Source organism: Rhodococcus pyridinivorans (assembly GCF_900105195.1).
GTDB lineage: Bacteria > Actinomycetota > Actinomycetes > Mycobacteriales > Mycobacteriaceae > Rhodococcus > Rhodococcus pyridinivorans.
Genome location: NZ_FNRX01000002.1, coordinates 3867684 through 3886969, shown reverse-complemented (window position 1 = coordinate 3886969; position 19286 = coordinate 3867684). Strand labels below are relative to the sequence as shown.

Sequence of the window (19286 nt, the reverse complement as noted above, 5' to 3'; positions counted from 1 at the left end):
GGCCTCTCGTCGCCTTTGAGCTCAGGTTTGTGCGCTGCTGGGCGCGACGTATCCGGGTCCTGACGCCGCTGCCAGCGCCGTAGTGAAGGCATTCCGGCTTGGTGATGAGGGTCCGTCCGCCGGCTGGGACCCATGGAAAGTAGACGACACTTCCATGCAATCGCTGGGTGAGGCCACGAGGAAGGCGTTCTAGTTGCTAATGGTTCAATAGGGATCATTCGACTGATGCGCCGAAATATCGCCGGCGCGTGGTCTCTGATGGGGTAATCAGGAGGATTTGTGAGTGACGGTTCGTGGAGCGGCGACGATTTCGATGCTCGTCTCCGCCGCGAGGCAATGGCATGGTTGACCATCCGCACGAATGACGGTCTCGATCCGATCAGTCGACAGGACCTCCTCGACTTCACGATCGATGGGGAGATGTTCCGGCTCATGGACCCGACGCGCGGGATCCGGAAGCCGAAGGAGCTTTCGTCAGCTCTGTCCATCAGTACGACGTATCGCGCGCCCGGTGCGAAGCGTCCGTACGAGGATCAGGTCGGCTCGGACGGACTCTTGCGCTACAAGTGGTCGACGACCGACCCGAACAACATGGACAATCGTGGTTTACGCGCGGCCATGAACGAGGGCGTGCCACTGATCTGGTTCTACGGCGTCGGTCCGAGCTTGTTCCAGCCCATCTATCCGGTGTTCATCATCGGGGAAGAACCTGACGAACACCAGTTCGTCATCGCCACCGAAGTCGCTCGCGATCTTCATCGTCCCGATTCCCGAGCGGAAGAGCAGCTTCGGCGATATGTCGTAGCAGAGACAAAGCGTCGGCTCCATCAGCCGGTTTTTCGTGCAACTGTGATGCGTGCGTACGAAACGCGATGTGCGGTCTGCGCTCTCGGTCATAGTGAGCTGTTGGATGCTGCGCATATTGTGCCTGACTCACACGAGGCAGGTATTGCGTCGGTGACTAACGGGCTCGCTCTGTGCAAGATCCACCACGCTGCGTACGACGTGAACATCCTTGGCATTACGCCGGACTTGGTCGTGGAGATCCGGAGGGCCCTTTTGGACGAGATCGACGGCCCGATGCTCGAGCATGGCTTGAAGGAGCGGCATGGACAGAAGCTGATGGTGGTTCCGCCGTCTCGTAGTGAGCAGCCTGACCGAGAACTCCTGGAAATTAGTTACGTCCGCTTTCTCAGCGCAGGCTGAGAGCTGACAGCAGCAGTCCCGCGTAGACCAGGACGATTGGACCTGGTGCACGACTCGGTGACAGTTTCGATCACGCAGCCTGTGCGGTTGGTGTAGTCATGATGTCTCGAACTCGACAGGCGTCAATCTGCCCAGTGGGAGCTGACGTTTCCAACGGTGATAAGTCCGCGCGATCCTCTTACCGCAAGCGGGTGGTGCCCCAGTGACGATCGCGACGCGCAACTGCTCGCAAGTGACCCAACGCTGCCGGTCGAGGACGTTGCGCTGGAGCAGCGCAAAGAACGATTCCATCGCGGCGTTGTCGCCGGCCGCCCCGACCCGGGCACATCGTCCTGACCAAGCCGTGACAGCCCCAGAACGCGAACGAATGCCGGCTGCGAAATTGCGATCCGCCATCGGGATGCACCACGTACCCGGCGACCGAACCTCGCCGAGCCACTGCGGATTCGAGGGCGGCCACAGCGAGTCGAGACTTCATCCGGTCACCAATCGAGTAGCCGACGATCTGGTTCGAGCAGACGTCCTTGATCACACAGGCGGAGCTTGCCCTCGTCGGTGCGGTGCTCGGCGGGGGTACTTCCCTTCGCGCAGTTCAGCGCTCTCACCGGCGGTGGTGCCGGGTGTGATGCGGTCTTCGACGTCAGCCTTTCGCATCCAGTTGGTCGAGCAGGATGCGCTGATGCCGAAGTCCGCGGCGAACTGCCGCAAGTGCTGGCCTGGTTCGCGGTGGCGGGCCACGCGCACGACGTCGTCGCGGAACTCTTTCGTGTAGGGCTCGGGCACGGGGTCGATCCTTCCAGCAGTGCCTGACGACACCGCAGTTCAGATGTCATCGATCCGTGCAGCAGTCCCGGTGCTCTGGCAACGCTGCCGAGAAATTCAAACCCGCAGTGCGCCGGCATCCATCGCAGAGAGCAGCTTCGAACTCGGGTGCGTAACGCGGGCAGTCCGTCACGGATATCAGCGACCGTCAGGTCGACGTGCAAGCGCAGCCATCCAGGCCCGATCCGTTGTCGCGGCGGAACCAAGCCCAGGGTCCACGCCGCGAGGTGCGGCTGGCCTTCGAGCCGGCCCACGTCCACCAGCGCCGGTCGTTCCGATCGTCGCGCATGATGACCAACGCGCCGTCGGTGACTTGGTCGGAGCGGTGCACCCGCTGACCGTCAAACGCCGCTACGGCTCGCCGCGTCAACGTGACTCCGGAGGGTATTGCACCCAGCAGGATATCGCGAATGTCGCGCGCGATCTCGAACGATGCACCGTCGGGCAGGGGATCCCACTTGGCGTGGTCTTGGATATGGGTTGGCTCGACGAACACGTGCCGTCGCTTCCAGGCGATGCGGGTGACCTTCTACGACCGTCCGCCGAGTAGCAGTATATGGGGCCCTCGACGTCGTCGGTGAGCACGCTGGTCTCCACAGAATCGATCTCTTGCCGGCCCGGCCTATACCGTGAACTCTGGGGCAGTGGCAACGCGGTGCGGTGCGCCAACTCGGTCGGTCCCTTGATGAGCTCCACTACAGCAGGCACCGGCGGTGCACTCTTACTGCGACCCGCCGCTGGGCGGACCCGGTAACAGTGCTCGCTTGCATGCCGATTAGTCCAACAAATCCCAGTCGAGAATGGACAAGTGATGAGCACGCAAGCGGGATGGTACGCGGACGGCAATAGCCCGGGCGTCGAGCGGTGGTGGGACGGAAATCAGTGGACAGAGCAGACTCGTCCCATGACGGGGCCGGGATTCGGAGCACCGGCTCCCGTCAATCCGGAGAGGAATGGGATGGGTCTGGCCTCGCTGATTCTGGGGATCGTTGGTCTCCTGTTCTGCCTGATGCCGATCACCGGGTTCATCGGCTTCATTCTCGGCATCATCGGGCTCGCTCTGGGTCTGGCGGGTATCAGCCGTTGCCGTAAGAACAAGGCGACGAACAAGAAGACCGCAATTTCGGGTACCATCCTCAGTGCTCTTGCTGTGATCTTCGGAATCGTTGGCATCGTCATGTTCTTCACCGCCGTCGACCAGCTCGGGAGCGATCTCGACCAAATCGGGACCGACCTACAGGACTACAGCGATTGCATCAGTGAGGCCGAGAATCTCGACGAAATGAACCAGTGCGAGTAGCCGCTGTCGGTCCTCACGCTGCCTGAGGAGTTCGGCAAGGACACCTCACCGCCCTGCCGTGCGCGTCGTCCGGTAGCCACCCGTACTCGTCACACTCACCGCACTTCACCGGTCGAATCCGTGGAATAGACAATCCCTGCCACATCGGCAGCCATGCGTGCGCGTATCGCATCGGATCACTGGGGCGATGCGCTGCCTTCGCTGCTGCCACCAGCGTCGGGACGCCGTGCGTCGCGATCAACGCTTCGATCGCGGCTACGGCATCCAGCCTGAGGTACGCGAATGTCGCTGTCAGCCCGGATTGCTTACATGCCGCCGCCAATCGTGCGACCTGAGGACTGTGCGATGCGTTCGAGAGTCGCGACGTGCGGTTGGTTTCGGTCCTTGGTGAATCAGTACTTAAAAGACCGCCTGGCTCTCCGACGTCCGCGTTGCCGCGGGTCGGTTTTTCAGGCCCCGGCTGGACATGTGGCTCCTCGTAGATCGTCTGAATGGTGATCCACTGACCGCGCTCGTTCTGGATCTTCTCGCGGATCAGGTAACCGAGTTCGGCGAGCTCCCGGAGAGCGGAGCGGATGGCATCGCGACCGTCCTTCGGCGACTGGCCGGCGATCGAGTCGGACCGGGTACGCCAGTCATCCGGTTTGGACAGCATCCAGATGAGTACGCCCCGAGCCCGGAAGGAGAGGCGCTCGTCGTTGATGACGGCATTGCTGAGAATGGTGAAGTTGCTGGCCAGGCGCGGTCCACGACGCACGCCGCCAGCCAGGGTATTCTGGCCCACGTTCGACTCCTCGATAGTCGGACATCCGGCCCGTCGGGAGTTGCCGCTCCTGGCGGGCCTTCTTCACTTGTGACGTCACGCGGATCGGTGACGATCTTGAGATCTTGGCACTCGTTCTACCGTATGCGCAAGGAAAATCTTCGAAGAGGCTTCAGCGCAACGGGTTACATGCACACGCCAATCTGCGGCACGGCCGAGTCGGTCGCCATAATGCTCTTCTGCCAGAGTTATGAAGACGATCGGACCCAGTCGCACGCTTCTCGATGCCGACCGAGCGCCGCAGCGTCCGGGCGATGAGCGGAGCTTTTCGGTATTCGAATCCGCTTGCCGGCGAATGCTGGGTACTCGCTGCTCTCGAGCTGGGGAGCCACTTCGACGGTGAGGTCGCTGCGCACTGTCCACAGCTGCAGATCGAACAAGGTGTGGAGGTCGGCGCGAAGGAGCAGACCATTGGTCACATGGTTGCTGTGCTCGCCGAAGTAGCGGTCGATATGAGCTGCTTCCAATACCGCTTCGACGTCGCACCCCGTAACAGCACAGCGGCGTTCGTACGCGGACAGCAGTGCGCGCCGGAACTTCGGCTGGCCGTATCGCACCGCGATGGCTCGTTGTGCGCGCTTACGGACGTCGTCGCCCTTCTCGTACGTCGGGAGGCTCTTGGGTAACTCGACGTCGACGACGGGGAAGTGGGCGAAAGCGAGATCGGCTTCGGTGCCGAACAGTGAGCGTAGGCGACTTTCGGCAGACGGGTCGGACACCTGGTTGGCTCCGGCCTGCGCCGCGAGATTTTTGCCGAGTAGCTTCTGTAGCTGTGCCCAGGTGGGCGATGAAACTACGTCCTCACTGATTGTTTCGAACTCGAATCGGTGTGTGTAGCCGCCGGTTTGAACGTCGCTCCAGTGCGCGGGTTGCGAGCTCGGGGTGATTTCGTATAGACCGGAAGTCGCTCGTGCACGTGCAACAAACCCATTGCCCTGACCCGTGATCCAGAAGTAGATGTCGTCACCGGGCACAATCTTCCTGAAGTACGACGGGCTACGGACGTCCCAGAAGCCGTCGTCTCGTGCGTAATCCCAGTGCTGTGGTGTCTTCTCGTTGATCTTTACGATCCAGCTGGTCATTGCCCATGCGCCTTCTCAGGTTCGCATCGGGTGGGGGCATGTCCTGCTGCGGAAGCCCGTCGGGCCGTGCTCGGTGTTCGGTAGTCGTCGTGAGGGTCAGTCGGAGATCAGTTGACGGAGCGCATCTCGCGTTTCGGCATCGGTCGAGTAGATGACGGTGCCGATCATTCCGCGGGTAAGCAGCACCTTGTAGACATTGCGGACCAACCGGTCGAAGCGCACGTCGGAAATTCGTGTGCGGTTCTTGAAATCGGGATCGCGGTTCGCCTCGCGAATCGTCGTGAATCGTCCGTTACGCCAGACCAGATCGGGTCCGAGGATGACTCCGTTCCAGTCGTATTCGAAACCCTGGGCCGTGTAGACGCAACCGACCTGCCCGAACCCGCCGTCCTCAGTGGCCCAGAGTGCAGATGGGGGAGCGTCACCGATTCTGCGGTCGCTCTTGCTATTCCACGGGCGTGCCCAACTACCGATCCGAACGTCGGGCACCAGATTCCCGTTCTTGTCTGCGTTGCTCCACGGCCAGCAGTAACCGGCCGTCATCCGCGCCGAATATCCGAGATCCCTCTGCTGGGAGAGAAGGTGCTCCATCTCTTCGGGGCTGTCGGCAACGCGAACGGTGAACTGGGGATCGCCTCTCCACTCGAACGGCCCTCCGTCTTCGAGGTCGAGTAGCCGCTTCACCCACAGCAAGTACTCTTCGCTGCCTCCGCAGCGGAATTGGTCTCCCAGGTGGATGTGCTGTGTCTCGAGACCCAGTGAGGCTGCGTAATGTTCGATCTGGGCATAGGATCCCATCTCCCCGGGGCGTACAACCTGGTGCTCGTCGAGAAGGAAAACAGGGACGCGCGCGGCCGCGATGAGTTCGTCGACCTGCGGCCGGTCTGTGCGGAGTTCGGCTCGTGTGTACCGGTCGACGGAGGTCTCACGGATGCGGTGCGCCTCGTCGAGGATGAGGACGTCCAGTCCGTTGCGATCCGCCGTCATGAACTGGTTGAAGTACTTGAACATCTTCTGCACGCGCGGCGCGCGGTGCCCCGCAACCTTCCGCAGGGTTTGTGTGAACGATCGGGACCCTGTCGCATGCAGCACGGTTCGGCCGCGCCGGGCGAGCTCACCGAGTAGCGATAACGCCACGACGCTCTTGCCGCTACCGGGACCACCGGTGACGATGATGACGCGCTTTCGATCGGCGGCGCGAGACTGCTCCACCTCGTGAAGCACGAGGTCGACGGCGAGTTGTTGATTGCCGAGCAGATGAAACTGTGGCCGGTCGCGTACTTCTGCAGCGGCAACTTTGAGCAGTTGCTGCGACGGTGCGATTGCGGACTTCATCAGAGCGTCGGCGGCGGCGTAGCCGGGCGTGGGTGCGAGGCGACTCCGGAGAAATTCGATCATGTCCCCGCGCTCGCCAGCGGTGAACATGCGCCCGGTGACGCTCATCGGATAGGAACGCAGATCGGCAACGGCTCCCGGATCGGTCGCATTGTGCAGATAGGCGATGCCTGCAAGAGCGTCCGGTTGATCGGACACCGTACGGGCGAAGTCCGCGAGGTAGTCGCAGTAACCCTTCACCTGCGCGGCAGGATGCAGCTTCGGTCCTCCAGGCATCCCGGATACCTCGACAAGTTCGGGGTTGTCCTCATATCGGCGCGCTGCCGACCATTGCTTCAGTTCGACGACCACGTACGAAGCCGCGCCGGTCTGTGGATGCGTCCCCGCCAGGACGACGTCGGCTCGCTGGGACGTCAACGGCAAGTGATATTCGAGCAGCATCTCGACGTCGTGGAGACCGGCGTCGACGAGATCGCGAGCGAGAACAGGCAGGCTCCGTGTCCAGGACCTCTGCTCGGCTTCCCCGGCACGTCGTCCCGTGCGGAACAGCATTTGCTCCAACAACTGCTCCGCGAGTGATTCAGGACGATCGAGGTCGACGATCCGGCGGGCGGTAGTACGAAGCAGCGTCACAGTCAGGTCCCCAAGGCAGCACGAATCCACTCGTGCGGGTGGGGGCATGTCCGTGGCTGCTCATCGCAGCGGAAGTCCGTCGGGCCGCAGGACAGAACTATATCGGTGAGAGCGGCCGCGGGTCGTTCAGGGCGCGTGCGGTTGGTACGTCCCGGACGATCTCCACAGCAACGAGCCGGCAGGCAAGGCCGCATACACGCCGTGAGCAGCCGACGCCGTCCGCTTGTGCAGGACCGGGATGCGGGTAAGGCTGGAAATCTCGGACAAGGATTGTCGTTCCAGGGCTCGTGTCACGTGGTCCTGCACCGGGATGCTCGCCGACTTGTCGAGGTTGCATCGTGCGTCGGTTGCCACCAGGTTGGCAACACCGTCGATGGGGATCATCGACCAAGGCACAACGTGATCGATGTGGACATCGGATTGCAGACGGCCGTCGCAGTAGAAGCAACGACCTGACTGCAGGTCACGGAGTGGGTCGACGAGAGCACGCAGTGCTGTGCGGTCGGTGCCGAAGAGAAACCCGTCGATGTCCTCGGCGTCGAGTTCGGCGCGATTGAGGTCGATGACGTCGTGCGCCCACACGGAGCGCACGAAGGTCCTGAGCAGTACGGATGTCCGTCGTAAGCCTTCGGGAACTCCTGGTCGCAGCACGATGACGGCGATTCGGTCGACGTCGCTCATGGTCATCTTCTTGTGGAAGCCCGCCGCGTCGTACATGAACTCGTCGCGGGTAGCGCTGTGAGGAACGCTCTGCAGGTGCGTAAGTGGCTGTTGCGCGATCGTCAGCCGTACGGAGCGAACGAGTCGTCGATAGACCGGATGGGCGGACTCGCGAGCTACCTCCGCGGTGCGAAGCCCGTCGAGTATCAGGACGTCTCTGGCTTCTGCGATTCGATCAGGGATCGAACGTCCGCGCCTGACCTGAGTAAGCCGTCCGTGGCGGTGGAACGACCGGACCTGATTCCAGTAATAGCCGATGACCCGATGAGTGATCTCGTCGATCGGAACAGTGAGACTCCCGTCGGGAGCAGCGGTGTTCTCGACGCAGATGTCGACGAGCGCCATGACGGTCGCGAGCTTGTACGTCGAATTGCGGCGGCCGGCCTCGACCAGTTGCACGACACGGCCGGCGACGTCGAGGGGGTCAAGTGCCGCAAAGCTCATCCCGGCACAATATCCGCCGCTCGAGCCTGAGGCTTTCGCGCTACGAATTCTGAACCGAAGGTCGTGCGGTGAGAGCGTTCGGTCGATGCGGTTCTTCTGTCAATCCGAATCGTTCATCGAAGATGTCCTGCGACGTGAGAGCGATCTATTGCTCGGCTCAAGCATGGGCGAGCAGCATCGTGGCGTTGGCCACTGTATGGGGGCGGATCCGAATGGAGACAGGGACGACGAGCGACCGGCAATGATCGAACTCGAACCCGAATTTGATATGTGGACGATAGGGGATTGCAATGGGCTTCCTCGCGCGCCGAACCCGGGTTTGCTCACGCTACACGCGGGGCAAGCCTCGGGTCAGCGCGCGAGAGTTGTGGGGGCGCACGCGGCCTGGAGACAGGATCCCGGGCCTTCTGGGCTACGACCCCTTCCACTACGTCGTGTACACCCGACCGTCGTTGCCGCAAATGACTGCGTCGAGATTCTTAGCCTGAATCCACTGACGTGATGCCGAAGCCCATTCCGGCCGGGCGAGTGGATGTATGGGCAGTTGCGGACATGCGGTGACCGCTGGTTTGCCGAGCTTTTCCACGGTGCGGTTCCGGTCGTGCCGTCTCGGCGGGTCGGTCGGTGTTCAGGCGATAGCTGGCGGGCTGTGGCCGATGGTATTGGTCCACAATCGAAGCCATGCGTCCGACCAGGGCCAGTGCGTGGGTAGCCGCGAGATCGGTTCTCGTTGCGGTCGACACAATCGGGCCGGGATATCGACGATCTTGCGCCGTAGCGTCGCCCCACGGGCGCGAACATGCCCACCACCTGCAAGAAGGCCGGTGGCGCGCAGCAGGTTGTGGGCGATCGCCGCGCAGAGCACCCACGCGGAGTTCGCCCCGAAGCGCCCCGATGGCATGTGCGCCAGGGGTCCGTCGATGAGGTCGGCGAAGACGGTTTCGATGATCGCGTGCCGGCGATGGGTGACATCGGCGTCGGTGGCCGAGGTAGTGGTGTTGGTGAAGAACGGATGATGCCGCCACACCGGGAACAACGCGTCGGGGTAGCGGGCGTCTTTGACGCGGCGCACGATCAACCGGGCGGTAACCGGAGTCGTGGTGGAAGCAAAAGCGGTGTAGGTGGTTTCGGCGACCTCGGCATCTTCAGATCCACGCTCCGGTGTCCGGGTCGCGGACCGCTCCGGGGTACTTCACCGGGGTCCACGCCTCGTCGGCGATGGAGTCGATCGCGCACCGGACCGCGGTGTTCTTGTCCAGGACCAGCGAGAAGCACACTTTCGCGCGCAGGCACGCCGAGATGACCGAACGGGTGCCGTAGGCGGAATCACCGCAGGCCGTGATGGCACCGGCCGCGCCCGCTGCCCGGGCGGTGACGATGGCCTGGGTGACCATCCGACCTGCACCTTTACCGGATCCGGCTTTCCCGGCGCGTAGTCGCATGCCGGTGATGATCGGTGTGGAGTCGGCTGTGCTGATGGTGGTGGCCAGCGGGGACAGGCCTTTGCGCAGGATCTGTTTGCCGGCGATTTTCGTGTGTCCGTAGCTCGCGCCTTGTTTGGCGCGGTCGTAGACCGGGCGCAGCAGCGAGTCGATGTCGAGGAACGCCTGCTTGGCCAAACCGGGCAGGATCTCGACTCGGGCGGTGAGTGCGATCAGGTGTTCGCGGAGCACGGATTCGAGCTGACGGGCATGACCGAAGCTGAACTCGCGTAGCAGTGTTCCCACAGTCGAGGGTGCATAGACACCTGCGAACAGGTGTGTCATGCCGCCCGAGCGCAGCAGGTCGATATCGTCGATGCTGTCGGCGCCTGCGCACATCCCGGCGATCAGGGTGAGCAGTTTCGGTGCCGGGTTCGCCGCTCCGGAGGCGACCTTGGTGGTGGTGATCGAGATCTTCTCTGAGAGCAGGTCCGGCAGGCGGGTGTGCTCGGCCAGGGTCATGATCGGGACCAGGCCGGCGCACGAGACGAGGTTGTCCTCGTCGAACATCGCGGAGCCGTCGATGAACTTGTGGGGCACTTTCACCGGAAGTGCCTTTCGTGAACTGGTGGATTTGTTCTGTGAGAACTCCAATCTTCCCAGTTCAGGGGGCACTTTCTTCAGTTCGACACGCTGCTACGCAGTCGGTCTTTCGGTGGAATCAGGGTAAGGGCAGGAATGAGATCGGTGTTGCCGAGGCGCGTCACACATGTGCGACAAAGTACCTCCCGCAGGTGGTGTCGGCTGCGTCAGAAGCTCGCGTCTTTGCTGTCATCGGCGTGCATGCAGCTCGGGAGGTTTCACAATTGTTCCACCTGGGTCTCGACGGAGAGCACCGATACGCCGAGTTCGTTCACGACGGCCGTCCGCGAGCGTTCGTCTATCTCGACCATCCGTCGAGTGGCGGCAAGAAAAAGCGATTCGCGACGGCCGTGACACCAGAGCAGCTCGATCGCCTACGCACTGAGTTGGCGGCCACCACGATCTGACGCTGCGCGAGATCCTGGCCGTCGATGCCGACGCGACAACGACTTGGGTGTTCCAGCCCCGCTATCCGGGGGTGGAACCACCCAAATCAGGAGGAGCTGCACCAGCTCGCAATCCACGTCCGCAGGGATAGCTCTACAACGAATGGACGTGATGGTCGATCATCGCTGCCAGGGAATTCTGTACGGCCCTGGCTCGTCCTCGACCGGAGTTGCGACAGGTGGCTGATGATCCCAACACCAGCGGTAATGCTTCGATGCTTTCAGTTCGATCACTTCCGGTGGGAGAGTGCGAAGGATCCGTTCGATGTCGCGCCATTCGGCTGTGCCTGCGTCGACGCGGGCCGCGAAGGCTCGGAGCGCGTCGGATGCGGCGTCGGTTTCGGCGAGCCGGCTCATCAGTGCTTCGTCGACGTCGATGCGCGTATCCCAGTCACCGTTGCTCACCTGGTCGGCGCGGATGCGGCGGGTGTCGATGGCCTGTCCGGCGTCCTGGATCCTGCGGACGGCTGCTTCCAGGTGGAGCGGGACGTCCCTCATACGGCATCCGCCCAGGGATCGTCGCCGACGGCATAGCCGGATTTGGGGGCGTTGTACGTATCGCCTGCATCGGCCACGCGGGCGATGTCCATGGCGAGTTCGGCTTTCGTCTTGGTGTCGGTGTAGGCGTCGGTTATCGGTGCAAGCTTCTCTTCGAACTTCTCGTTGAGATAGCCGGACGGAGATGCCATCGCCGCAAGGAATCCTTCGAGCGCCTCGACGATCTCCCGCACGCTATCGACGAGATCATCGATCTGCGAAGCCGCTTGTCTGATGATCTCGACAATGGCGTTCACCTGGATGTACGTGCCGATCCAGGGGATCTTCTTGACGGCGAACTTCAATGCCTGGGTGGTGTTCTCGAGTGAGACTTCCGCTTCCAGCATCGTGGCGAGTCGCTGAACCCCGCTGATAGCCGCCTGTCTGACCTTGTCGGAGGTGAAGAAACACATCTCTTTCGCTACTCGGCCTACCGAGCCTTCCCACTCCATAGCTGCTGCCTGGCGTTCGGCGTGTTCGGTGAAGCTTTGAGCCGCGGCGCCGTCCCAATGCGGATCGAGTTGTTCATAGCCGGCGCGGACGTTGGAACCGCACGTCTCCATACCTTCGGCTGCGATGCGGTATGCGTCGCCGATACGCTTCAGTTCGTTCCAGTTTCCCGTCAATGGCTCCACGAACTGCAGGAGCGGACTCCATCCCGTTGCAGCGTGAATCGCGTCGTCTACATCTCCGAGCCAACCTGCTGCGTCCGCGATGACTTGCCGAACATCCTCGGCTCCTACTTCGGACAGCGGAAGGTCTACTTCCTCTGCCTTCCGGTAAGTCACCGGGTCGAGGAACGGAGCTGCGGGGCCGGGCGCTGGGGTGTACGGGTCGTAGTGGGCGTCGATCAGCTCTTCGAACAATATGTTCGCGTTGAGAGCGTCATATGTTTGGGCCTCTTGGTCTGCGTACATCCACGCAACTCGGTTGAGCTCCACACCGGTCGACCGAGTAACCGCCGCCAAGCCGCCGTACCGGGAAGACATGAAGTCCGCGGTCGCTGCCAGAGGGGCGCTCAATAGTGCAAGTACACCTGCGCCCAATCCTTGCTGAACACTGCATTCCGCACGTATGTAGTCGGTGGAGGCCGAGGCGTCGTCGGCAATGTCATCGAATAACACAGCGGCTCCGGCTACTTCTTCGGGAGCTGCCTTGAATGTTTCGCCCATGACACTTTCTGTCTTCTTGATGCGCTTCGTTTGGTGGGTCGAAGCGTCGAAATGATGTCGTCTGCAACCCCGCCCTCGTACGCGCCATCGATATCCTGGTGGACTTCGACCATCAACACCATGGTTTCTGCGGTGGCGTAACCTGGCGTCGCCACGACGTCGAAGCGGGCCGAGCCTGGTTCGCACGAACTGATTCGCGGGATATCGGTAACGAGGGCTGAGACGCGGACCGCGGGCCGCCCTGCGACTTCGAACCATACGGGGCCGGTGTACTCGACCGTCGGCAATGTTCCGGCATTGTCGTCGAAAATCCACTCGACGGCGCGGACCTCTTGTTGCGCTACCGATTCGAGGTCCAGGTCCCGCGAACCTGCCGCGCCGGAGATCGCAAGCCAGCCCCCGTCTTCCTCCGGGCAATAACCGTAACCGAAGAACCCGACAGCTCCATAACTGGCCTTGTCGTTCTCGTTGGACCATCCGGCGATAGAACGGTAGTCGTTGGTCCAGTCCGCCGGAATATCGTATGTAAGACCGTATCTCGTGCCGATCGGTTGCGGCGCACCTGGAGCGGCGGTCATCTGAGGCGGTGGGCGCAGCATCGAGGGGAACCCCTCCGGCAATGGCGGGGGAGAGGTTCGTGGACCCACCGGTGCCGATGGCGCGGAGGTAGTCGGCACCAAGGTCGGAACCGAGGGGACGTCAGGGCCGACAATCGAGGACACCCGCGGTAGCAGCAGGATTGCTGCTATCCCTCCTGCAATAGGCAGTACGGTGCGCAACAGAAACGACTTCACGTGCCCCCTCCCGACTGGATCTCGACCCCCTCGAGATCAGCGCGGAGACTGTAACAGGTGCCGCGGTTCGTCTCGTCGAGTGCACTCGACGAGAGCTCCATCGACTGGGATCTGCACAGTGCTGCGGTGTCAATGAGTCCAAAAGTCGATCAAGACGGTCGGAGCGTTGCGATGATGTCGTCGGCGACGTCGACGTCGTACGCGCCTTCGTTGACCTGCACCATCAACACCATGGTCTGCGCCGTCGCATAGCCCGGGGTGGCAACGATGTCGAACCGGGCGGCGTCGGGTTCGCAACCGCTGACCTGTGGAATATCAGTGATACGGGTGGAAATTCGAACGGCGGGGCGGTCAGCGATCTCGAACCATACGGGGGCGGCGTACTCGACTGTCGGCCGCGTGCCCGCGTTGTCGTCGAAGATCCACTCGACGTCTCGGATCCTCTCGGTAGCTACGGTTTCGAGGTCGATACCTCGCGAGCCCGCCACGCCGGACATCGCCAGCCAGCCTCCGTCCTTTTCGGGACAGGACCCGTAGCCGAACGAACCGACGCTGCCGTAGACGGCATGACCTTCCTCACCGGACCATCCGGAGCTAGCGCCGTGGTCGTTCTTCCAGTCCGCCGGAATCTCATAGGTGAGGCCGTATCTGGTGTCGATCGGTTGCGGTTGCCCTGGCTCGACGTCGATCTTCGGTGGGGGAAACAACATGGAGGGAGAACCCTCCGGAAGGGGAGGTCGCGTGGTCTGCGGTGTGGAAGGGTCCGATGCCGCGACGGTGGTCGGCACCAAGGTAGATACGGACGGGACTTCGGGACCGAGAAACGAGGACACCCGAGGAAGTAGCAGCAGCGCCGTTATCCCGCCGACTATCGGCAGCACCCTGCGCAGCAGAAAAGATTTCACGTGCCCCCTTCGACTTGATCTCGACCCCCTCGGGACCGGCGCGGAGACTGTAACAGGCGCAACTTGACGCGCTGAACCGAGGTTCGCTCGCGCTACACGCGAGGCGAGCCTCGGTTCAGCGCGCGAGAGTTAAAGGGACGCAACCGCTCCCGCGCCTATGCGAGACGTCACCAGTGGATGGCGGCCACCGAATCCAGTGGCTCGGCGATCGTCTCCGCCGCGACCTGCAGATCCGCATCTCGCAACGCCTGCGGGAACCGCAGCCGGGCGCGTTGTTCGATCTCGGCCAGCGGAACCTGGAAGACCCGGAACTCGTCGAGGTCGAGCACCTCGAGCTGGTCGAGGTTCTGTCTCAGTAGGAAGCCTCGGGCCTCGAGCTCGCCGTTCTCCATGAACACGAGCACCTTCCAGAACTCGCGGGGGATCTTCACCCTCCTGAAATCGCGGTCGTCGTCCGCGAACACGGGGCCGCCGAACGCCGACACCTTCAGGTCGTCGACCTCCACATCTGCGAAGACCGCGTCCTCGAGCTTGCCCCAGACGCCGTCGCGGGCGCTCTGGTTGAAGTCGTCCATCTGCGGGGTGATGTTGGTGTAGAAGAACGAGTCTCTGTTCGCCTTCGTTGCTTCGCTCGTGCTGCCCCACAGCAGGTCGGCGCGTCGTGCGAGGTGCCCGCGATCGAGTCGGTTCGCTCGGTACAGTTCGTTGCCGACCTGGACGTCCGCCGCCAGACGTGGATCCTTGACGAAGTCGATGTTCTTTCGGCTGAGCTTCTTCCTCGAACCGCCGTCGATGTTCCACGCCACCCATGCCGCGAACCGACGCGACTTGCGCATCGCCAGCGAGAAGTGCGTGTAGTGCAGGACCTCGGAGCCGTCGTTCGCCTTCGCGATGTCGGGCTTCACTTCGGGAAGCGGGACGGGCGTCGACAGGAAGTTCGGGTCGTAACCGACGTTCGCGACCGCCTCTTCCGGGCCGGCGGGGTGAGGGTCACACCCAGCTTCTCGAAGACGGATTGCGGCAGGCACGCCAGCGCGTGCTCGTCGGAGCTGCCGTTCGCTTCGCCGGCGAAATGCAGCCCGGCCAGGACGGTGATCGTTGCCGCACCGGTTCCGGATCGGAACATCCACGCCGCTCCCGAGTCGCCGCCGCTGCTGATCTCACCGTCGGCTGCCGGGTGCTTCGGAGCGGGTCCGATCTCGAACGCACCGATGGACTTCGTGCCGAGCCCGCAGATCTCCGGATCGAACTGCCGATCCTTGACCGTCGCCACGGCACAGTCCCCGGCCGGCCCAGGTGCGACCGCACGAGTCGTCCTATCCGGTTGTCGTCGCGTCTTCCGGGGCGGCGTCGCTGCTTCCGGGGCGCGATGGAATGCGGGTTCGTACGACCGCTCGATCACATCGGTCGGGACCTTCACACCGTTCACGGTGATGCTCTCGGGAAGCGGGGAGGCCCCAGTGCTTCGAGAGCTTCGGGCTCCGATACCTTCTCATTCACTGTGAACTGCACGGCGAGCCCGCCGGTGGGTTTGCCGTCCACATGCTTGTATCCGACGCCGACAGACGAGACGTTCGGATCATCGAGGTAGTCGGCGCCCTTGTTGCGGAAGAACTTTCGCACAGCGACGGTGAGTTCGTCCTTCTCGGGGCGGGGTGTGCGATTCGTCGGACAGGGAGAGTGCAGCGGCCTCGGCTTCGTCCAACAGCCGCCACTGTCCGGGTTGCGTACTCATTCTCGGGACTCCGAAGCGCGGGTAGTGGTGTACTCGAATTCGAGATGACCCATCACTCGATTTTTGTGGAATGAACCCCGCTGAACGGGTCGAATCCACCGAGGATCGTCGAAGGAGCGACCGCATGCGTCCGACCGGCATCACCACGAACATCAACGTCCCGGACATCGGGGAAGCGCGGAGCTTCTACGCAGACTATCTGGGGCTGAGCGTCGAAGAGATGAACCTCGGATGGGTCGCGCGGTTCACCACTCCCGACGGTCGTGCCGTCGTCCAGTTGGTCAGCGGTGACGAATCGGCTCCCGTGGACTCGGCGATCTCCGTCCACGTCGGCGACGAGGTGGAAGCCGCCTACGAGGAGGCGCAGCGTCGCGGGTTCGAGATCGTGTATCCGCTGACGATGGAACCGTGGGGAGTGCGGCGGTTCTTCGTCCGTGCACCGGACGGCACGGTCGTCAACGTCGTCAGCCACTCCGACGACACGCGGTAGGGGGACGAGGACGCCGTTCCGATCCGGTGTTCTCGACGGCGTGTATGACGGTCGAGAACACCAGATCTTCCGGCTCGTCGCGCCGTCGCGTGCGGAGGCGAGGAAGTACCCAGTCCTGTAGTACGTCGGCATACATCTGGCGCATCGTCTGGTGCGGACACTGATTTGTGTGGGTTCGACCCCGGAAAGCGGGGGCAGATCCACATTAATCAGCTCAGGCCGAGGTCGATGGCGGCGAGTCCTGCCTGCGTGCGGTTGTGGACGTCGAGCTTGGTGTACACGTGCTCGACGTGATTGCGGGTCGTCTTGTGCGCGATGCCCAGCTCGTCGGCGATCTGCCGGTTCGAATAACCCAGAGCGACGAGTCTGAGGATCTCCACCTCGCGACCCGTCAGTCCCGCAGGCCAGGGGGCGCGTCGCTTCGTCGGATGCCCCGCCGCGAGCAGCACGGCCTCGACCGCTTCCGTGTCGAACAGGCCGGCCTGCGCGTCGCGGCACATCCTGGCCGCCGCGGCCTCGGCCGTCAGTGCTCTACGGTGCGGTCTAGCTTCTCGTAGCCGCTGATAGGTCTCCGCGGCGGCGAGGATTCGCGCGGTCACGCTCAGGTCGGCAGCCCGGAGCCCGCCGGGATATCCGGAACCGTCGAGTCGCTCGCGGTGCGTCACCGCGACGGCGACGACGGGTTCGAGCCCTGCGACGCGGCTGAGGATCCGTCCGGTCAGATACGGATACAAGCGGACCCGTTCCCATTCCGCGGTGGTGAGCGGGCCGACCTTCTCCCAGATCTGATTGGGCACACCCATCCGTCCCAGTCCGTGCACGAGACCCGCGCGGTAGAGGAGTTCGACCTCCGCGACCGGAAGTCCGCGATGCCGGCCCGCGGCCGCCGCCAGATCCGCCACGCGTCTCGAATGTCCCAACAGGTAAGGACATTTGAGGTCGACGAAATCCGCCATCGCACGCAGCATCTCGTCCAGCTCGGGTCTGCTCAGGGTGTAGTCGTGATCGGATGCCTGCGCGAGCGCCGTAGACCACGCGTCCTGTTCGAGCACACCCGCCGTGATGGCGTCGACGTCGTCGACGAACACCTGCGCCACGCGCGGGCCGAACTGGGTTCCGCTTCGCGCACGAGCGACAGCGACCGCCTGCGCGGACCCACCGAGACGGACGTACACCTCGGCGACGTCGGCCAACTGCACGATCTGCATCTCGACAGGAATCTCGTCACCGCGAACGCCAGAAGGTAGCCCCGCACCGTCCCAGCGCTCGAAGGTGAAGGTCAGCATCGCGCTCACCCGAGGGTCAAGCCCGACGCGATCGGAGAGAACACTCGCGGACCCGCAGTGGGACCGGATGAGATCGGACACCTGCCGGCGCGCGGTGAACAGGAAGGCCGTGGCGTGGAGGAAACGCTCCGCGTACGGCAGTCCCCGCCCGCTGTGCCCCATCAGCATGCGGAAGAAGGGGAGTCCCGTCATGTCCAATGCATAGGTGTCGGCGCGGAACGCGATGTCGTCGCCGAACATCCGTGCCAGTTCGTGGGAGTCCGCGTGACATCCGATCCAGGCCACCAGGTTCGCGTAGAAGACGACGTCCCTCTGGTCGGCGCTCAGCTCCATCCGGTCGGCGATGCGCGTGGCGATCACCGCCGAGCGCAGCATGTGCTCCATCGGCTGACCGAGACCCAGATCGATCGCGAGGGACAGCGCGGCGACCAGCTCCGCCCGTCGCGGACCGTCACCCGTGGACGTCATGGACTCAGTGTCCTCGCACGATGCCCGGTCCGAAAGATGAGGCAGCGGCCTCATGACGTGCGGAGGCGGCGGGCACAGGATCGAAGTACCCGCAATCGAGGAGGACGACATGACCATCACCCCGCAGGCAGCCGCCCAGCAGTCCTGCGAACTGCCCCGGGTTTCCGGAGAGCGTTTCGCCGGCTACGCCGTGATCGGCGCGCCGTTCGCGAGCGGCCACTATCTCGCGCTGCGCAGATTCCCGACCAACAGCATCGGCGCCGGCTTCACGTCCGTGTGGCACCGCGACCCGGACGGCGCATGGACGGTGTACAGCGACGTCCCGGCCGAACTGAGCTGCCCGCGCTATCTCGGTCGCGCGCTGAGCCGCACCGAGCACACCGACGTGCGCGCCGAGTGGACCGACCCCACGGACCTGCACGTGACCGTCGGTACCGAACTGGAGTGGGATCTCCGGATGACCACCTCGCCGGCGACCACCGTCATGAACGCAGCGGGCAGTCTGATGCCCGACGCCCTCTGGCACAGCCCGACGGTGCTGGCCGCGATGGGTCGCGCCGCCGGGCCGGTGCTCGGCGCCGGCCGGATGCGGCTCGGTGGGCACCTGCCGAACGGGCAGTGGTTCCGGGCCAACCCGCGGCAACTGTGGGTCGCGCACACCGAGCGTGCCGTCGTCGGTGGAGTGGATCTCGGACCGGAAGGTCCACTGACTCACCAGGACCGCTTCGGCGACTTCCGGCTCCCGCAGCGCGGCCTGTTCGCGACGGTGCAGGTCTGGCTCGAACCGTTCGACGCCCGGCGCCACCACCCGGCACGTCCCGACACGGTGTATGCGGACGGCGAGTGATAGGTGGGTGTTCCCGGCGGTAACAGCCTCTGGGGCAGAAGTGCCGCAAGGTTTCGTTCGAAAGTCGAGGCAACTCTTGCGCAAATGACACACAATGGATTTCGGTAACGAGTCGTCAAGTGGGAAAGGCAATTCAAGGTCAATTCACCCGCCCGCTCCGGTCTGGCTGACACTTGCG

At 63.3% G+C, this 19286-nt stretch carries 17 protein-coding genes and 2 pseudogenes; 5 read left to right on the top strand and 14 right to left on the bottom strand.

Annotated features, from left to right (window positions below; genetic code table 11):
• Window positions 1–279: 279 nt before the first annotated feature.
• A complete protein-coding gene (locus BLV31_RS18420; RefSeq protein WP_039584755.1) occupies window positions 280–1206 on the top strand; it encodes an HNH endonuclease in 927 nt (308 codons plus the stop codon).
• A gap of 96 nt (window positions 1207–1302) precedes the next feature.
• Here the strand turns inward: BLV31_RS18420 and BLV31_RS18415 are convergent.
• A pseudogene (locus BLV31_RS18415) lies at window positions 1303–1772 on the bottom strand (transposase); the annotation flags it as partial.
• 404 nt (window positions 1773–2176) lie between these two features.
• Complete coding sequence (locus tag BLV31_RS18405) at window positions 2177–2524, bottom strand: hypothetical protein (protein WP_039584756.1); 348 nt, start codon at window positions 2522–2524, stop codon at window positions 2177–2179.
• A 315-nt stretch (window positions 2525–2839) separates the two neighbouring features.
• Between BLV31_RS18405 and BLV31_RS18400 the strand changes: the two genes are divergently transcribed.
• Window positions 2840–3328 (top strand): DUF2510 domain-containing protein, encoded by a 489-nt coding sequence (locus BLV31_RS18400; RefSeq protein ID WP_072740571.1) that lies wholly within the window; start codon window positions 2840–2842, stop codon window positions 3326–3328.
• Window positions 3329–3341: 13 nt separating this feature from the next.
• On the opposite strand, the gene BLV31_RS18395 is transcribed toward BLV31_RS18400, so the two are convergent.
• The 5 genes and pseudogenes from BLV31_RS18395 to BLV31_RS18375 form a co-directional block, all read right to left on the bottom strand.
• Window positions 3342–4112, bottom strand: coding sequence for a helix-turn-helix domain-containing protein (locus BLV31_RS18395; RefSeq protein ID WP_081263472.1), 771 nt, complete (start codon window positions 4110–4112; stop codon window positions 3342–3344).
• Window positions 4113–4339: 227 nt separating this feature from the next.
• Window positions 4340–5233, bottom strand: a complete 894-nt coding sequence (locus BLV31_RS18390) for an HNH endonuclease signature motif containing protein (RefSeq protein ID WP_064061365.1) — start codon at window positions 5231–5233, stop codon at window positions 4340–4342.
• Between the two features lie 96 nt (window positions 5234–5329).
• Window positions 5330–7201 (bottom strand): DUF2075 domain-containing protein, encoded by a 1872-nt coding sequence (locus BLV31_RS18385; RefSeq protein WP_064061366.1) that lies wholly within the window; start codon window positions 7199–7201, stop codon window positions 5330–5332.
• 126 nt (window positions 7202–7327) lie between these two features.
• Window positions 7328–8365, bottom strand: coding sequence for a DUF8808 domain-containing protein (locus BLV31_RS18380; RefSeq protein WP_064061367.1), 1038 nt, complete (start codon window positions 8363–8365; stop codon window positions 7328–7330).
• A gap of 628 nt (window positions 8366–8993) precedes the next feature.
• Window positions 8994–10392, bottom strand: a pseudogene (locus BLV31_RS18375) (IS1380 family transposase).
• Between the two features lie 188 nt (window positions 10393–10580).
• Here BLV31_RS18375 and BLV31_RS24755 point away from each other — a divergent pair.
• Window positions 10581–10835, top strand: a complete 255-nt coding sequence (locus BLV31_RS24755; protein ID WP_139192969.1) for a hypothetical protein — start codon at window positions 10581–10583, stop codon at window positions 10833–10835.
• Between the two features lie 159 nt (window positions 10836–10994).
• On the opposite strand, the gene BLV31_RS18370 is transcribed toward BLV31_RS24755, so the two are convergent.
• The 6 genes from BLV31_RS18370 to BLV31_RS25560 all read right to left on the bottom strand — a co-directional run bounded on the left by BLV31_RS18370 (window position 10995) and on the right by BLV31_RS25560 (window position 15555).
• Complete coding sequence (locus tag BLV31_RS18370; RefSeq protein ID WP_064061368.1) at window positions 10995–11372, bottom strand: hypothetical protein; 378 nt, start codon at window positions 11370–11372, stop codon at window positions 10995–10997.
• Entirely contained in the window at window positions 11369–12583 is a 1215-nt protein-coding gene (locus BLV31_RS18365; RefSeq protein ID WP_064061369.1) for a hypothetical protein, read from the bottom strand. Before BLV31_RS18365 ends, BLV31_RS18370 begins: the two co-directional genes overlap by 4 nt.
• The gene (locus tag BLV31_RS25075) at window positions 12547–13182 is read right to left on the bottom strand and encodes a DUF8017 domain-containing protein (RefSeq protein WP_254707560.1); all 636 of its coding nucleotides are present in this window, start codon (window positions 13180–13182) and stop codon (window positions 12547–12549) included. Before BLV31_RS25075 ends, BLV31_RS18365 begins: the two co-directional genes overlap by 37 nt.
• Before the next feature lie 344 nt (window positions 13183–13526).
• Window positions 13527–14087: a DUF8017 domain-containing protein gene (locus BLV31_RS18355; RefSeq protein ID WP_072740569.1), complete on the bottom strand. Its 561-nt coding sequence runs from the start codon at window positions 14085–14087 to the stop codon at window positions 13527–13529.
• Window positions 14088–14449: 362 nt separating this feature from the next.
• Window positions 14450–15187 carry a DNA/RNA non-specific endonuclease gene (locus BLV31_RS25565; RefSeq protein WP_248846272.1) on the bottom strand — a complete coding sequence of 246 codons (738 nt, stop codon included), beginning with the start codon at window positions 15185–15187 and terminating at the stop codon, window positions 14450–14452.
• The gene (locus BLV31_RS25560; RefSeq protein ID WP_248846273.1) at window positions 15184–15555 is read right to left on the bottom strand and encodes a hypothetical protein; all 372 of its coding nucleotides are present in this window, start codon (window positions 15553–15555) and stop codon (window positions 15184–15186) included. Before BLV31_RS25560 ends, BLV31_RS25565 begins: the two co-directional genes overlap by 4 nt.
• Window positions 15556–16141: 586 nt before the next feature.
• Between BLV31_RS25560 and BLV31_RS18345 the strand changes: the two genes are divergently transcribed.
• Window positions 16142–16507 carry a VOC family protein gene (locus BLV31_RS18345; RefSeq protein ID WP_064061388.1) on the top strand — a complete coding sequence of 122 codons (366 nt, stop codon included), beginning with the start codon at window positions 16142–16144 and terminating at the stop codon, window positions 16505–16507.
• 209 nt (window positions 16508–16716) lie between these two features.
• Here BLV31_RS18345 and BLV31_RS18340 read toward each other — a convergent pair whose 3' ends face one another.
• Window positions 16717–18261: an HD domain-containing phosphohydrolase gene (locus tag BLV31_RS18340; RefSeq protein ID WP_064061370.1), complete on the bottom strand. Its 1545-nt coding sequence runs from the start codon at window positions 18259–18261 to the stop codon at window positions 16717–16719.
• A gap of 109 nt (window positions 18262–18370) precedes the next feature.
• On the opposite strand from BLV31_RS18340, the gene BLV31_RS18335 reads away from it, so the two are divergent.
• Complete coding sequence (locus BLV31_RS18335) at window positions 18371–19108, top strand: hypothetical protein (RefSeq protein ID WP_064061389.1); 738 nt, start codon at window positions 18371–18373, stop codon at window positions 19106–19108.
• Window positions 19109–19286 lie beyond the last annotated feature (178 nt).